The sequence below is a fragment of the Microbacterium sp. 22296 genome (genome assembly GCF_052045385.1).
Lineage (GTDB): Bacteria > Actinomycetota > Actinomycetes > Actinomycetales > Microbacteriaceae > Microbacterium.
Map to the genome: position 1 here is coordinate 273624 of NZ_JBQEOS010000003.1, position 13750 is coordinate 287373.

Genomic DNA, 13750 nt, shown 5'->3' on the forward strand with positions numbered 1-13750 from the left:
CATCCCGCCGCATCCCCCCTCCGGCCGGGAGGTTCGGCGGCGACTCGCGTCAGGAGCGCAGCGTCGTGGAGGGTGTCTCGCCGAACTCTCCGCGGTACATCGCGGCGAAGCGTCCGAGGTTGGAGAATCCCCACCGCGCGGCGATGGCCGCGACCGTCTCGATCGAGGGGTCGGCGCTGCGCAGTTCCGCGCGCGCCGCGTCGAGGCGAACCCGGCGCAGGTACTGCATCGGCGTGCGGCCGGTGGCCGCCCGGAAGGCGTACTGCAGCCCCCGTGGCGACAGTCGAGCCGCCTGGGCGATGTCGGCGAGCACGACGGGCTCGGCGGCGTGCGCCTCCACATAGGCCTTGGCGCGACGCACCGGGGCGGGCAACGGACGCGACGGACGACCCGCGGCGAGCGCGTCGGTGAACGTGGTGGGGAACGCCAGAAGCGACGCCTCGAGCATGAGCGTGCGGGCCTGCTGCTCGATGATCGGGGTGCGCTCGGGCGAGCGCAGCAGCACGTCGCGGGTGTACTCCCACGTGCGCGTCCAGTAGCGCAGCCGCTGCTCGCTGACGGGCGCGTACCCGGTGGCCCGAACGCGCAGGGTGTCGTCGCCGGACAGCCGGCGCGCGGCCTCGTCGAAGTCCGACCGGGCGAAGGACACGGCGGTGCCCGCGATGCGACCGGTGAAGGCGAACTCGATCGGGCGGTCGACCACCATGAACGGCACCGCGGTGTCGATGCGTTCGCGCCGGTACGTCCCCGTCACCCGGGGACCGGCGATACGACCGACCACGACCTGGTCGAGGGGGTCGGACTCCACCATCATCGTGGAGCCCATCGTGTAGTCGCAGAATCCGAAACCCGGTTCGGAGGCGGCATGCCATGCGAGGGCCGGCTGGATGGCCTCGGCGCGTGCGATGCGCGCACCCGGGACGATCGTCTGCCACAGGTGCTCGACGGTCTCAGCGTCACGGGTCTCGATGTTGGTGTGCTCCACGAGTGTTTCCTAAATCGTCCGAGAATGTGCGGCAAGACCATTGCATTGTTCGACCCGAGCACGTATGGGAACGCTCTCATCGGATCGGCGAAGCGGCCCGCGATCGTCATCGATACCCCGCACCCGCACTCCACCGTAACCTTTGAAACGGCTTTGGTGCACATTTCGCATATGTAGCCGCGATGCGCGCCACCTCGTCCGGCAGACGCACCCTCCGGCCGCGGCCCTCGACCGCCGTCGGCAGGTCAGGCCACCGCGCGCAGTGACAGCTCTGCGGACGCCACCGTCGTCGTTCCGCGGCGCGGGCCATCGTGCGGCACTCGTCGACCCGCGCCGAGACGCTCCTCGCCCGCCATAATGAGGGGGGTCGCCTTTCGGCGCCCGTTCTGGAAGGGATGCCGATGCCGTTTCGCACCATGACGACGCTGCAGTCCTGGGTCGATGATTTCCGTGCCCTCGGCTACAACGACGCCGACATTCTTCGCGTCATCCCGCAGGACGTCGGAGAAGATGCGGATGCGGGATTGATCGCCGCCCGCCTGCGCAGTGTCTCGACGACCTTCTACGTCGCTCCGGGCGCTGCCGAAGGGTCGACGGAGTGGTCCGTCACCTTCGAACCGCGCGAGGACGCCGCGCCCCTCCCCGCGGGACGGGTGATGGCCCTGTCGGGCGAACTCGCGACCCTCGCGGCTCTGTGCTCGTTCCTGCAGGCGCGATCCGAGGCGTTCCTCGCCGCCCGCGGCACCTGAGCACGCGCATCCACCGAGGCACCGACCCGACGGGGCGGTTCGCCGATGGCGGCACCGCGCGACGACGCCCACGCGGGGAGCCGGCCCGAACCCTCGCCGGCGGAGGAAACCCGACCCGCGGTTCAGACGGCGACCGCGGCGACGATGTGCTCGAGCAGGAGCGCCGCCCGTCGCGCCTCGGCCGGATCGAGCCCAGCGATCGCCGATTCGATGTCGGCGTCGAACGCCCGCAGCGACGACCACGGCGGCGCATCGAGGTCGACGGTCGCCGTGATGTGGTTGACGCGGCGGTCGTCGTCGTCGAGGTCGCGACGCACCGCGCCGCGCTGAACGAGACGATCGATGAGGGTCGTCACGCCCGCCGACGTGATGCCGAGGTGGTCGCGCACGTGCGAGGGGCGGGCACCCGGATTCTCCGCGACGAAGAGCAGAGCGCGGGCGTCGAGTTCGTTCACGCCCAGCGCGCGACGCGCCTCGGCCCCGGCCGTTCGTCTCGCCTCGCCGTAAGCCAGCAGGGATCGACCGAGTGCCGACCCGGTCACGGGCGACGAAGAAGTCTCGGATGAGGTCTGCACGACCCATGATCGTACCCAGTTCCTCCGTGTACGCGCGCAGCCTCCGCTCCGCGCGTCACGTCCGGCGCAGCGGGACCGGCAGCCCGTCGTGCACTGCGGACACACCGCCCGGACTCCCGCGGCGCGCGCGCCGGCGGCTCTGTCCCGGACCGCGGGCCGCACGCACGATGTGCGCGGGCGCGTCGCGACGGCGCACGCCCGACCCGTCCGCATGGGGCCCTGCGCAGCTCGCCGCAGATGTCAAGCGGGCCGCAGACGACCTCGTCCGGGGATAGGACTGTGACCATCAGCACCCCGCGACACGGCGGGGACTCGACCCGTCGGGAGACGGGCGGACATCCCGTCGGGAGACGGGAGCGAGGAGAGACACCATGATCTACGGAGAGCACGGCGGACAGCAGGCACGCTCAGGGTGGAGCACCGCGATGTCGGCCGCCATGGGCGACGGTATCGTCCCGCGTTCGAGCGAACAGCCCCGGGAGCGCACCGCCGCGCGCTGGCCTTGGTCGCGCATGCGCGACGCCGGCACGACGACGCAGGCGGCGCCCCGCGCCTGAAGACCGCCCCATCCCCCGACGCGTCGACTCCCACCCCCCGTGGAGTCGGCGCGTCGGCGCGTCGTGGAGGTGATCGAGCACCCGCCGGACGGGTGTCGACACCTCACCCGTGGGTTCGCCCACAGGGCCGACCGCACGGTTCACCCCGTCCGTCCGTCTAGCCGCGCAGAGCGGCGACGATACGCGACCGCGCGGCCGCCCCCGCCCGGGTGGGGAGCAGCGGGAAGTCGTGCACGGCGCCCGCGCGCTCGAGGAAGGTGACCTCGACGCCGGATGCCCGCGCCTTCTCGACCAGGAGATGGGCGTCGGGGTTCAGGATGTCGCGCGTGCCCGACGCGATCAGCAGAGGACCGAGGTCGTGCAGATCGCCGAAGAGCGGGCTGACGACGGGGTCGGCGAGGGAGAGGTCGCCCGCCCACTTCTCAGCGAGGACACGGCAGCCGTCGACGCCCAGCCACGGGTCCGTGGGCAGGACCTCGGGGATGCGGGGATTCGAGATCGTGAGGTCGAGCGCCGGAGCGATGAGGACCGTGCGGATCCCCGTGACGCCGGCGTCGCGTAGCGCGAGTGCGGCCGAGAGCGCGATCTGCCCCCCGGCCGAGTCCCCGGCGAGGTGGACGGGCTGACCCGTTCGCCGCAACGCGGCGTGCAGACGGAGCACGAGCGCGTTCGCCTCCCCCGCGTCGCCGTCCGGGAGCAGGCGCCAGATGGGCACGGTCACGGTGACCCGGGATTCGGCGGCGATCTGGAAGATCAGGGCCCAGTGCTGCGAGCGGATCGTGTTGATCCACCCTCCGCCGTGCGTGTAGATGACGTGACCCGAAGAGCCACGCGACGCGGGTGACACGGTGTAGACCGGTGTCCCTCCGTCGCGATCGACGGTGATCGAGACATCGGGTCGGATGCGCGTGGGCGGGCCGTAGGCAGCCGGTCGGAGAGCTCGGTCGCGGATGGCCTCATGAGCCCCCTGCGCGGTCCGGAACGGCCTGTTCGCGTGGATGAGGCCGAGAATGGCGGGGAAGATCGCCTCGGGAAGGTACATCGCCGTCTCCTTCGTCGGGGGGTGACAAAGCCGCAACCCGGGCGTGCGAGGGGTGCGAGCGTGCGCTGATTGTGTCAGACGATCGCGCGGATCACCCGTCGGGTCGTTCGGGCACCGCGCAGCACGGGCGATCGACCGCGGCGCGAGCGCGCAGCCGGTGACCGCGTGTGCGGGCGTCCCGCACACGCGCACGCCGGCGCGCGGAAGTTCGCGCACGCACACCGCCGGCATCCGCGTGCGCGGGCGTTCATTCGATGGTCGCCCGGGCGTAACCCACGACCCGGGTCGGACCCTTCAGCATGGGACGACCGCGACCGCGGTGCTGGCATCCCGACCCGGAGGCGACCCGATGACCCGACCCGTCCGTGTGCTGTCGCTGTACGAGGGATTCTTCGCCGGCGGGGCGCGCATCCTGCACTCCGATGTCGTGGCGGGCCTGACCCGCGGTGGATCCCAGCAGCACCGCGTGCTCTCGCTGACCTCGGCCGCGCGTCGCGATGCGTCGCTGCAGCGCGCCCGTGACGACGGTCGCTTCCGCCGCCTGCGCACCGCGGGCGTGCGGATCGACACGTTCGACCGCGTCGCCGGGGACCGCCCCCTGGCGCCCGAGGACTTCACGATCGACGAACTGGTCCACGCCGCATCGCTCTTCGCCGAGGCCGACGTGGTGCTCTCGCTGAAGGAGCAGCCGCTGAGCCTCGTCGTCGCGCTGCAGCGTGCCGGTCTCCTCCCCGACCGCCCGATCGCCGCGTGCCTGCACCGCTCCGACCCGACCCACTCGGGTCCGGCCCTCGGATGGCTCGCCGACACCGCCGCGTCCGGGGCGGTGACGGCGACGATCGCGTGCGCCGAGTCCACCTCGATCGCCTACGCGCGGGCCGGAGTGGCCGCAGCGACCTCGTGGGTCATCGACAACGGCATCGACACCCGGCGTTTCCGCCCGGGCACACGGGCCGAACGCTCTCGCATCCGTGCCGGCCTCGGCATCCCGGAATCGGCGCCCGTCGTCATCCTGGCCGCACGATTCGACGCGATGAAGGATCCGGGTCTGTTCCTGCGCGCCGTCGCCCGGCACGCGCGCCGCACGCCCGGAGCGCACTACGTCGTGTGCGGGGCGGGCATGACCTCCGACAACCCCGCCTTCCTCGCGCTGCGGGCCGAGAGCGGCGTGGGGCCGGAGGTGCCCGTCCACGCCCTGGGTCTGCGCGACGACGTGCCCGAGCTGTACCGCGCCGCCGACATCGTCGCCCTCACCAGTGCGTACGGCGAGGCCTCACCGCTGTGCCTCGCCGAGGGCGCGGCATCCGGAGCCGTGCCGGTGACCACCGACGTCGGCGACGCCGCGCGCGTCGTCGCGGGCTTCGGTGTGGTGACCGCGCGCGACGAGGAAGCGATCACCGCGGCGTGGGACGACGTGCTGGAGCGGCGTTCGATGCTGCGCGCGGCGGCACTCGCCGCGCGCGGGCGTCTCGACCGGCGCCGGATGATCGACGAGTACCGCGGGGCCATCACGGGCCTGCTTCAGCCCGCTGTCCTGGCCGCCTGAAGCCCGCGGGCCGGGTGAGCCCGGGCCGCCCGGTGCGCCCGGGTGTCAGCGCGTCGGCGCACCGGTACGGCGGATGCCCCACGCCGCCACCGCCGTGCACAGTGCGCAGACGGCCGCCGTGGCCCCGAGCAGCACCCCCATCGGCGCGGATGAGCTGAGGGCGGCCAGCGCCGCCGGCAGGAGGAACCCCAGATACGTCAGCGAGTAGTACGCGGCCGTGATGCCCGCGAGATCCTCGGGACGCGCGAGCGACTGCGTGGTCGACAAGTCGAAGACCATCGCGAGCCCGTAGCCCGCGCCGAAGACGGGCGCGGCGACGAGCACGATCCACACCTGCACGATGCTTCCGACGATGCCGAGCACCAGACCCGCCAGCAGCACCGGGCGCCGACCGTACCGGTCGGACCAGGCACCCGACAGCGCGAACCCCGGCACGATCCCGAAGACGTACGCTCCGAGCAGGATGTCGACCTGCACCTGGGAGAACCCCTGCACGAGCCGGTAGTACTGCATGAGCGGCAGGAAGTGATTGCCGCCCCAACCGAGGACGATGAGCGCCGGGGCGACGAGGAGCCAGGACCGGGTGGGGCGGACGACGGCCACGGGGCCTCTCTCGCGTAGGGGACGTCGGCGGACCATCTTCTCGCGGCGACAGGGGGGACGCGCGATCGACGCACCCGTACCCGCCCGGCGGTCGGCGGCTGATCAGTCCTGCGTGTCGGGCTGGTAGACCTTGCGGAACGCGTCTTTGCGCGCGATCCTGCCACCGCGGGACTCGTAGATGTCGCAGCCGCGGGTGGTCAGGATCGTCCCGTCGGGGCCGGGTCCGGTGAACGACCACGTGGCCGCCCCACGACGCCCCGCGATGATCGGCGGACGCGCCGGGGGTCCACCGTTCGCACCCGGAGCACCCCGGACCGGCCCTCGCCGGCCCCGCGGATCGGGGCCCGCGGCACCATAGACGCCGTGCTGACGGTGCGCCATCCCCGCGCCGGGGGAGCGTCGCCGTGCCTAAGGTGAGTCATGACCGCGCGCATCCTCTCGATCGGCACGGCCCTCCCCGATACGCGCGTCGAGCAGTCCACCCTTCGCGACCTGTTCGCCGCACAGCCCGGCTTCGACCGTATGAGCCGGAGACTGGTGGGAGCCGCCTTCGACGCCGCCGCGATCGACACCCGACACGTGGTGCTGCCGCAGTTGGCCGGAGGCGACGGTGACGGCCTCGGGGTGCGCGACGGCGACACGCTGCTCATGCCCTCCACCGGCGCCCGCAACGACGAGTACCGCCGCACCGCACCGGCCCTCTTCGCGGAGGCGTCGCGCCTCGCGATCGCCGGATCGGGATACGACGCGGATGCCGTGACGCACGTCGTCACGGTCTCGTGCACCGGCATGTTCGCCCCCGGCCCCGATTACCACCTCGTGCGGGATCTCGGCCTCTCGCCGACCGTCGAGCGCTATCACCTCGGTTTCATCGGCTGCGCGGCGGCCATCCCCGCGCTGCGGCTGGCGGCGCGCATCGTCGGCGCCGACCCGTCGGCGGTCGTGCTCGTCGCCTGCGCGGAGCTGTGTTCGCTGCACTGGCAGACCTCGTCGCACCCCGACCAGATCGTCGCCGCCTCGGTCTTCGCCGACGGCGCGGGCGCCGCGGTCGTGGCATCCGGAGACTCCGCCCACGACGGTCTCGACCTCGACGACTTCGCCACGCACGTGACCGACGAGGGCGAGAAGGACATGGCCTGGACCGTGGGCGACTCGGGCTTCGAGATGACGCTGACTCCCGAGGTGCCGCGCATCATCGGACGCGAGATCTCGGCCATCGCCGCCGACGTCGTCGGCGACCTCGCCGCGGTCGACGCGTGGGCCGTGCATCCGGGTGGGCGGAGCATCCTCGATCGGGTCGAGAACGCCCTCGGACTGGATGCCGCAGCCCTCGCCGCCTCGCGCGACGTGCTGCGCCGGCACGGCAACATGTCGAGCGCGACGCTGATGTTCATCCTGCGCGACCTGCTCGCCGACGCCGCCCGCGTCGAGGGCGACCGGGTCGCGGCGCTGGCCTTCGGTCCGGGGCTCACGGTCGAGGCGGCGAAGATCACCGTGCGCCGCCCACGATCGTGAGTCGTACCGCCCGCCCACTCGGGCTCGCGCGGCGCGATACGGAGCTCACCGAGTTGATGGACGATCCCGAATGCGATCCGCGGTCCCTGGCCGCCACCTACCGCCGGTTCGACGTCGTCAACCGTTTGGTGTCGGCGTGGGGGCGGGTCTACCGCACGCGGGTGGCGCCCGAGCTGCGCGCCCTCGGCCGCCCGGCCCGTGTGCTCGACCTCGGTTCGGGCGGCGGCGACGTCGTCGTGCGTCTGGCCGCCCTGGCCGCCCGCGACGGTCTCGACGTCGAGTGGGTCGGCGCCGACCCCGACCCGCGGGCGCACGAGGCCGCCCGGATGCGGCAGCGGCCGGGGGTGCGGTTCGTCGCGGCGGGTTCGCGCGAGCTTCTGGCCGCCGGCGAGCGGTTCGATCTCGTCGTGAGCAACCACGTGCTCCACCATCTCGACGCCGAGGGCCTGCGCTGGTTCGCCGACGACTCGCTCGCCCTCTCGCGCGGCGCCGTTCTGCACGCCGACATCGCGCGCGGCCGACGGGCGTACGCCCTGTACGCCGTGGGCATCACCCCTCTCTCGGCCGGCACGTTCCTTCGCGTCGACGGGCTGCGCTCCATCCGACGCAGCTATCGCGCGCCCGAGTTGGCCGCCGCGCTCGGCTCCCCCTGGCAGGTGCAGACGCCGGCACCGTTCCGCGTGCTCGCCGTCGCCCGGGGACGGGCGGATGCCGATGCCTGAGGTGCTCGTCGTCGGCGCGGGTCCCGTGGGTCTCGCCCTCGCCGCCGACCTGCGCACCCGGGGCGTCGACGTCGAGATCGTCGAGCGCCGCGTCGACGCCGGGGGTGGGACGCGGGCCATCGGCATCCATTCCCCCGCCCTGACGCTGCTCGAGGCGTGCGGCGCGACCGATGGCATCCGGGCCGATGCCGTGCGGATCGACCGCGGCGAGGCGCGCGCCGACGGCCGGGTGATCGCCGAGATCCGGTTCGAGCGTCTGCGGGCCCGGCATCCTTATGTCGCGGCGTTGGCGCAGACCGACACGATGCGCGTGCTGTCCGCCCTGGCCCCTCCGATACGCCGGGGAACAGCCGTCGAGGCGCTGCACTCCGACGGCGACGGCGTGCGGGCGGAGGTGTCGGGGCCCGGCGGACGGGCCGAGATCCGCGCCGGCGTGGTGGTCGTGGCATCCGGGTGGGCGGGACGCGCACTCGTCTACCGCGACGGCGCCGTTCGCACGCGCCACTACCCCGACCGCTACGTCATGGCCGATGTCGTGGCAACCGGTGGTCCCGTGGCTCGGGTGCACCTCGAACGCGGGGGTGTGGTGGAGTCGTTCCCGCTGCCCGGTGGTCGCCGAAGGCTGGTCGCGTGGGCCGGATCGAGCGAGGTCGGGGATGCCGATGCCTTCCTGCGCGAAGCGGTCGCCGTCCGTACCGGGGTCGAGATCGAGATCGCCGGGGCCTCGACCTTCGGCGTACGCCGCGCCGTCGCCCCGGCTCTGCGGCGCGGGCGCATCGTGGTCGTGGGCGACGCCGGGCACGAGGTCAGCCCGATCGGCGGGCAGGGCATGAACCTCGGTCTGCTCGACGCGCTGACCCTGTCGCCTCTGCTCGCGCCGTGGGTGCGCGGGGGCGAGGACGCCGGCCTCGCGCGCTGGGAACGAGACCGGCTCGCCTCGGCCCGGCACGCGGCCCGGCTGGCGTTCCTCAACACCCTGCTCGGGCGGGCGGCGGGTCCGGCCGCGCACCGGATGCGGACCGGCGCGCTGCGGACGCTGTTGCGGGGACCGGGGGGCGCGGCGTTCACGCGCGCGTATGCGATGAGGTTCGACCGGGCGGCGCCCGGCACCTGATGCGGCGGGCCGCGGCTGCCGCGCCTGCACGACGGCGGCGCACGGGAGGGGCGCGCGACGAGACCCGGGGCGTCAGGAGACGACGAGTTGCACCGCGAGCAGGAGCGCCGCGACCATCGTCAACCGGAACACGGCTCGGCCCGGGGGGCGCACCAGCACGAGTACGGCGGTCGCGACGGCCACCGCGACCGCGGCGACGAAGAACGCCACCCGGACGGCCCCGAGTTGGCCACCCGGGCCGAGCAGCACCGCCAGAGCCCCGACGACGATCCCCGCGGCGGCCAGCAGCACGGACGCCCGCGCGCCGAGGCGGTGCGGAAGGCCGCGGACGCCGGTGCGGCGATCGTCGTCGAGGTCGCGCACGACGTTGGTCAGGTGCACCGCAGCACCCAGGGCGGCACCCGCGACCGAGGCCCACACCGCGGCGAGCGCGGGGGCCGAGGTCGAGAGGGTGGCGAACGAGGGGAACAGTCCGAAGCTCAGCAGGAACGGCACGATCGAGAACGCCGTCGACTTCAGCCCCGCGTTGTACGCCCACGCCGAGGCGAGCGCGACGGAGTGGGCCGCCACGAGCCCGGGACCCAGCGGGATCGACAAGGCGAGCGCGACGACGACGGCTCCCACGCCGACGGCCAGCGCCCGGCCCGCGGTGACCGCTCCCCCGGCGATGGGCTTGTCGGTGCGCCCGACCGCGGCATCCCGCGCCGCGTCGATCGCGTCGTTCGAGAGCCCCACCGACACCTGCCCCGCGAAGACCGCGGCCACGAGCACGAGGAGGCGTCCGGGATCGACGCCGGCGGCGATGCCGAGCGCGAGCGAGAGGGCCGTGACCACGAGCGTGGGTCCGGGGTGGGTGGACGCCCACAGCGCTCCGACGACGCCCGCGCGCCCGAGGGGAGTGCGAGCGAGGGGCGGCTCCGCCGCGGCATCCGTCACCCGATGACGCTACCGCGGGGCGGGCATCGCGGGCCCGCGCGTCTCGCCGCCCGGGGATGCGCCGCGGTGTCGAAGGCGCGATGATCGCGCCCGAGAATCCTTGGCACTCGCAGCACCCGAGTGCTAATCTCTACGTAGTTGAGCGCATCAGACTCAACTTCACCGAACATCGGGGATGCCACACCCCGACCGATCGACAAGGAGAACGACAATGGCCACCTACGACCCCTTCCGCGACCTCGACCGTCTGGCGTCGACCCTTCTCGACGCACGCCGTGGCGGCGGCCCCCGACGGATGCCCATGGACCTCTACCGCGACGGCGACCACTACGTCCTCGCCGCCGACCTGCCCGGCGTCGACCCCGGGTCGGTCGACATCGACGTCGACGGCCAGCTGCTGACGATCCGCGCCGAACGCACGTTGGGCTCCGGCGAGGGCGTGAAGTGGATCACGCGCGAGCGCGAGACGGCATCCTTCGTCCGTCAGCTCAACCTCGGCCAGGGGATCGACACCGAGGGCATCAGCGCTTCGTACCGCAACGGTGTGCTGAGCGTGACGATCCCCGTGAGCGAGAAGGCGAAGCCGCGGCGCATCGCTGTGTCGACCGACGAGCACGATGGCGTCATCGAGGCGCACGAGAGCTCGCCGCAGCTCATCGAGCAGTAGAGCCGAGCGGGGCGGGGGCGCGGTCCTTTCGAGGACCGCTCCCCCGTAACCTGCGCGCACGGTCCGAGTCTGCATCCGCGGGGGCACCTGCTCCCGCCCGACCACCCTCGGGCCCCCCGCCGAAAGCGTCCCGCCCACCGTGACGATATCGCCGCGGGCACAGCGACGCCCCGGGACCGTTACGGGCACCCGGGGCGTCGGAGAAGCCTCAGAGGTCCTCGGGGGCGAGGTCGCCCTGACCCTCTTCGCCGAGCTCGACGACCCCGGGATCCTGACCCTGCGAGTCGGTGCCGGTGGCGAGGGCGTGGATGTCCTCCTGCGGGATGTCGCTGTCGTCAGCGGGGATCTCGGCCGGGTCGGCACCCGTGGCGGTGTCCGGGTTGATGTCGGCGGGATCGGCGCCCTCGTCGAGTGCCGTGGTCGCGTCCCACTCGGCCTGCGCCGGGTCGAGCGCGGGGTCGGGCTGGATGGACGTGTCGCCGTCGCGCAGGGGCTGCACGCCCGCGATTCCCGCGTCAGCGGCGGGGGGCGTCGCGGCGGTGGTCGGGTCGATCGAAGCGTCGCTCATGGGGGGTCCTTCCGTCGGACGCGTGTCACCGCGAGGATCAGCGGCTGCTCTCATCCCACACGCCGCGCCCGTCCCCGCCGTGCCCCTTGACACGCGTCGCGCGTGCGTCGTCGCGCCGGACCGCGCCGCCTCCCGTGCGCTGCGGTCGCCGGCGGAGCCGCTGTCAAGGCGCTGGCGCCTCCGGACCGGGCGGGCGAGCGTGAGGGCGACGAGAGGATCCCCCATGAACGACTCCCGAACAGCCGCGCCCGCGCGCATCGTCGTCATCGGCGGGGGGAACGCGGGACTGTCGGTGGCGGGCCGCCTGCACCGTGCCCGCGCCGGCGACATCACCGTGATCGAACCGCGCGAGAAGCACGTGTTCGCGCCGTTGCAGTCCCACATCGCCGGGGGTGCCGCGCGCGCCTCCGAAGCCGTTCGCCGTCAGGCCGACGTCACTCCCCGCGGGGCACGGTGGCTGCGCGACGAGGTCTTCACCGTCGATGCCGAGGCCCGGCGTGTGCACCTCGTCTCGGGCGAGCACCTCGACTACGACCAGTTGGTGGTCTGCGCCGGCATGCGGATGGCCTGGGAGCAGATCCCCGGCCTGCCCGAGGCGATGGCGGATCCGACGGGCATCTCGAACTACGACTTCGACCTCGCCGCGAAAGCGTCGCCGGTGCTCCGCGACCTGCGCTCGGGCACCGTCGTGTTCACCCAGCCCCCGGAGCCGGCGTCGTGCGGCGCCGCGGCGCAGAAGCCGATGTACCTCGCGTGCGACTGGTGGCGCGCGATCGGCGTGCGCGATGACATCCGCGTCGTGTTCGTCTGCCCCGACCCCGTGCCCTTCGGCATCCCCGCGATCGACCGGGAGCTGCGACGCAAGCTCGACGAGTACGGCATCGAGGTGCGCTACAGCCGGCAGCTCCGATCCGTGGATGCCGCGTCGCGCACGCTCGTCATCGGCCACGGCGACGCCGACCGCGACTCCGCCCGCGACGAGACGCTGTCCTACGACGTGTTGCATGCGGTGCCGCCGCAGCGCGCGCCGGAATGGATCGCCGGGAGCGGGTTGGCGGCATCCGGTGATCCGCACGGCTTCGTCGACGTCGACCCCGAGACGTTCCAGCATGTGCGCCACCCCGAGGTCTGGTCCGTGGGAGATGCCGCGGCGAGCACCACGCGCCGCTCGGGCGGAGCGATACGGCAACAGGCCAAGGTGCTCGTGAAGAACATGACGGCCGTTCGCCAGGGGCGCACTCCGTCGGCGAGATACACCGGCTACAGCGTCGTCCCCTTCACGGTGTCACGCGGAACGGTCGTATTCGCGGAGTTCGACCGGCGGGGGCGCCTGCAGCCGACGATCCCGTTCTGGCGCTCGCTGTATCGCGAGCGGCGGCTGTCGTGGATCGCCGACCGGCGCATCCTGCCGTGGGTGTACTGGCACCTGATCCTGCGCGGCCTCGCCTGACGCGCGTCGGCGCCGCGTCCCGGCATCCGCTGGCCGGACCGCGCGCGCCGGGCGGGCTGCGGGCCCTGCTGGCATCGAGAAACGCCCTCCGCGTCGAGAAANGTTTCTCGACGCGAGGAGCGTTTCTCGCGGGTAAAACCCTCGCGTATAGGGCACGGAACACGATCCCTCAACCCCGGGGGCGCGTCCGCCGCGCCGCGCGAAGACTGGAGCCAGCCCCGGAACCTATACGAAAGAGGACACCATGGCACAGGTCATCGAAACCGTCGACGTCAACGTTCCCGTCCGCGTCGCCTACAACCAGTGGACGCAGTTCGAGGAGTTCCCGCACTTCATGAGCTTCGTCGAGTCGATCACGCAGAAGAGCGAGACGCTGACCCACTGGAAAGTGAAGATCGCCGGAGCCGAGCGCGAGTTCGACGCCGAGATCACCGAGCAGCACCCCGACGAGCGAGTCGCCTGGAACAGCGTCGGCGGCGACGAGAACCACGCCGGCGTCGTGACCTTCCACCGTCTGTCGGACGACGAGACGCGCGTCACCGTGCAGATCGACTGGGAGCCCACCGGCGTGCTTGAGAAGCTGGGTGCCGTGTTCGGCGCCGATGACTTCTCGGTCAAGAAGGACCTCGCCAACTTCAAGGAGTACATCGAGTCGCGCGGTGCCGAGTCCGGCGCCTGGCGCGGCGACGTCAGCTGACGTCACCCGCCGCAGAAGCCGGGC

The 13750-nt window shown here is 72.8% G+C and carries 16 protein-coding genes; 9 read left to right on the plus strand and 7 right to left on the minus strand.

All coding sequences use genetic code 11. From position 1 onward, the window contains the following. Positions 1 to 49: 49 nt before the first annotated feature. Complete coding sequence (locus tag ACTJJP_RS07655; RefSeq protein WP_440774422.1) at positions 50 to 985, minus strand: helix-turn-helix domain-containing protein; 936 nt, start codon at positions 983 to 985, stop codon at positions 50 to 52. Positions 986 to 1386: 401 nt separating this feature from the next. On the opposite strand from ACTJJP_RS07655, the gene ACTJJP_RS07660 reads away from it, so the two are divergent. Continuing rightward, entirely contained in the window at positions 1387 to 1734 is a 348-nt protein-coding gene (locus ACTJJP_RS07660) for a hypothetical protein (RefSeq protein WP_440774423.1), read from the plus strand. 122 nt (positions 1735 to 1856) lie between these two features. Here ACTJJP_RS07660 and ACTJJP_RS07665 read toward each other — a convergent pair whose 3' ends face one another. Continuing rightward, positions 1857 to 2309, minus strand: a complete 453-nt coding sequence (locus ACTJJP_RS07665; protein WP_440774424.1) for a MarR family transcriptional regulator — start codon at positions 2307 to 2309, stop codon at positions 1857 to 1859. A gap of 371 nt (positions 2310 to 2680) precedes the next feature. On the opposite strand from ACTJJP_RS07665, the gene ACTJJP_RS07670 reads away from it, so the two are divergent. After that, the gene (locus tag ACTJJP_RS07670; protein WP_440774425.1) at positions 2681 to 2866 is read left to right on the plus strand and encodes a hypothetical protein; all 186 of its coding nucleotides are present in this window, start codon (positions 2681 to 2683) and stop codon (positions 2864 to 2866) included. 157 nt (positions 2867 to 3023) lie between these two features. Here the strand turns inward: ACTJJP_RS07670 and ACTJJP_RS07675 are convergent, their stop codons facing one another. Continuing rightward, positions 3024 to 3908: an alpha/beta hydrolase fold domain-containing protein gene (locus ACTJJP_RS07675; protein WP_440774426.1), complete on the minus strand. Its 885-nt coding sequence runs from the start codon at positions 3906 to 3908 to the stop codon at positions 3024 to 3026. A gap of 349 nt (positions 3909 to 4257) precedes the next feature. Between ACTJJP_RS07675 and ACTJJP_RS07680 the strand changes: the two genes are divergently transcribed. Then, positions 4258 to 5454: a glycosyltransferase gene (locus ACTJJP_RS07680; RefSeq protein ID WP_440774427.1), complete on the plus strand. Its 1197-nt coding sequence runs from the start codon at positions 4258 to 4260 to the stop codon at positions 5452 to 5454. A gap of 45 nt (positions 5455 to 5499) precedes the next feature. Here ACTJJP_RS07680 and ACTJJP_RS07685 read toward each other — a convergent pair whose 3' ends face one another. Next, complete coding sequence (locus ACTJJP_RS07685; protein ID WP_440774428.1) at positions 5500 to 6057, minus strand: MFS transporter; 558 nt, start codon at positions 6055 to 6057, stop codon at positions 5500 to 5502. Positions 6058 to 6159: 102 nt separating this feature from the next. Then, entirely contained in the window at positions 6160 to 6438 is a 279-nt protein-coding gene (locus ACTJJP_RS07690) for a hypothetical protein (RefSeq protein ID WP_440774429.1), read from the minus strand. Between the two features lie 39 nt (positions 6439 to 6477). Between ACTJJP_RS07690 and ACTJJP_RS07695 the strand changes: the two genes are divergently transcribed. From ACTJJP_RS07695 to ACTJJP_RS07705, 3 genes are read left to right on the plus strand one after another with little or no spacing between them, the layout of a single operon-like run. Beyond that, positions 6478 to 7572: a type III polyketide synthase gene (locus ACTJJP_RS07695; protein ID WP_440774430.1), complete on the plus strand. Its 1095-nt coding sequence runs from the start codon at positions 6478 to 6480 to the stop codon at positions 7570 to 7572. Then, entirely contained in the window at positions 7569 to 8294 is a 726-nt protein-coding gene (locus tag ACTJJP_RS07700; RefSeq protein WP_440774431.1) for a methyltransferase domain-containing protein, read from the plus strand. Before ACTJJP_RS07695 ends, ACTJJP_RS07700 begins: the two co-directional genes overlap by 4 nt. After that, on the plus strand, positions 8287 to 9408 hold the full coding sequence (locus tag ACTJJP_RS07705; protein ID WP_440774432.1) for an FAD-dependent oxidoreductase: 1122 nt from the start codon (positions 8287 to 8289) through the stop codon (positions 9406 to 9408). Before ACTJJP_RS07700 ends, ACTJJP_RS07705 begins: the two co-directional genes overlap by 8 nt. A gap of 72 nt (positions 9409 to 9480) precedes the next feature. Here ACTJJP_RS07705 and ACTJJP_RS07710 read toward each other — a convergent pair whose 3' ends face one another. Further along, positions 9481 to 10344, minus strand: coding sequence for a UbiA family prenyltransferase (locus tag ACTJJP_RS07710; RefSeq protein WP_440774433.1), 864 nt, complete (start codon positions 10342 to 10344; stop codon positions 9481 to 9483). 211 nt (positions 10345 to 10555) lie between these two features. Here ACTJJP_RS07710 and ACTJJP_RS07715 point away from each other — a divergent pair, with 211 nt between their 5' ends. Continuing rightward, positions 10556 to 11011 carry an Hsp20/alpha crystallin family protein gene (locus tag ACTJJP_RS07715; RefSeq protein ID WP_440774434.1) on the plus strand — a complete coding sequence of 152 codons (456 nt, stop codon included), beginning with the start codon at positions 10556 to 10558 and terminating at the stop codon, positions 11009 to 11011. A gap of 208 nt (positions 11012 to 11219) precedes the next feature. Here the strand turns inward: ACTJJP_RS07715 and ACTJJP_RS07720 are convergent, their stop codons facing one another. Further along, the gene (locus ACTJJP_RS07720; RefSeq protein WP_440774435.1) at positions 11220 to 11579 is read right to left on the minus strand and encodes a sugar ABC transporter ATPase; all 360 of its coding nucleotides are present in this window, start codon (positions 11577 to 11579) and stop codon (positions 11220 to 11222) included. Positions 11580 to 11802: 223 nt separating this feature from the next. Here ACTJJP_RS07720 and ACTJJP_RS07725 point away from each other — a divergent pair, with 223 nt between their 5' ends. Both ACTJJP_RS07725 and ACTJJP_RS07730 read left to right on the plus strand, forming a co-directional pair. Continuing rightward, positions 11803 to 13029 (plus strand): NAD(P)/FAD-dependent oxidoreductase, encoded by a 1227-nt coding sequence (locus ACTJJP_RS07725; protein ID WP_440774436.1) that lies wholly within the window; start codon positions 11803 to 11805, stop codon positions 13027 to 13029. Positions 13030 to 13273: 244 nt separating this feature from the next. Then, a complete protein-coding gene (locus ACTJJP_RS07730) occupies positions 13274 to 13726 on the plus strand; it encodes an SRPBCC family protein (protein WP_440774437.1) in 453 nt (150 codons plus the stop codon). Positions 13727 to 13750: the final 24 nt, after the last annotated feature.

Bases quoted from the DNA above. Each gene is read 5' to 3' on its own strand.
- ACTJJP_RS07660 (WP_440774423.1), top strand. From the start codon at position 1,387: ATGCCGTTTCGCACCATGACGACGCTGCAGTCCTGGGTCGATGATTTC.
- ACTJJP_RS07695 (WP_440774430.1), top strand. From the start codon at position 6,478: ATGACCGCGCGCATCCTCTCGATCGGCACGGCCCTCCCCGATACGCGC.
- ACTJJP_RS07720 (WP_440774435.1), bottom strand. From the start codon at position 11,579: ATGAGCGACGCTTCGATCGACCCGACCACCGCCGCGACGCCCCCCGCC.
- ACTJJP_RS07675 (WP_440774426.1), bottom strand. From the start codon at position 3,908: ATGTACCTTCCCGAGGCGATCTTCCCCGCCATTCTCGGCCTCATCCAC.
- ACTJJP_RS07725 (WP_440774436.1), top strand. From the start codon at position 11,803: ATGAACGACTCCCGAACAGCCGCGCCCGCGCGCATCGTCGTCATCGGC.
- ACTJJP_RS07670 (WP_440774425.1), top strand. From the start codon at position 2,681: ATGATCTACGGAGAGCACGGCGGACAGCAGGCACGCTCAGGGTGGAGC.
- ACTJJP_RS07680 (WP_440774427.1), top strand. From the start codon at position 4,258: ATGACCCGACCCGTCCGTGTGCTGTCGCTGTACGAGGGATTCTTCGCC.
- ACTJJP_RS07715 (WP_440774434.1), top strand. From the start codon at position 10,556: ATGGCCACCTACGACCCCTTCCGCGACCTCGACCGTCTGGCGTCGACC.
- ACTJJP_RS07730 (WP_440774437.1), top strand. From the start codon at position 13,274: ATGGCACAGGTCATCGAAACCGTCGACGTCAACGTTCCCGTCCGCGTC.
- ACTJJP_RS07705 (WP_440774432.1), top strand. From the start codon at position 8,287: ATGCCTGAGGTGCTCGTCGTCGGCGCGGGTCCCGTGGGTCTCGCCCTC.
- ACTJJP_RS07690 (WP_440774429.1), bottom strand. From the start codon at position 6,438: ATGGCGCACCGTCAGCACGGCGTCTATGGTGCCGCGGGCCCCGATCCG.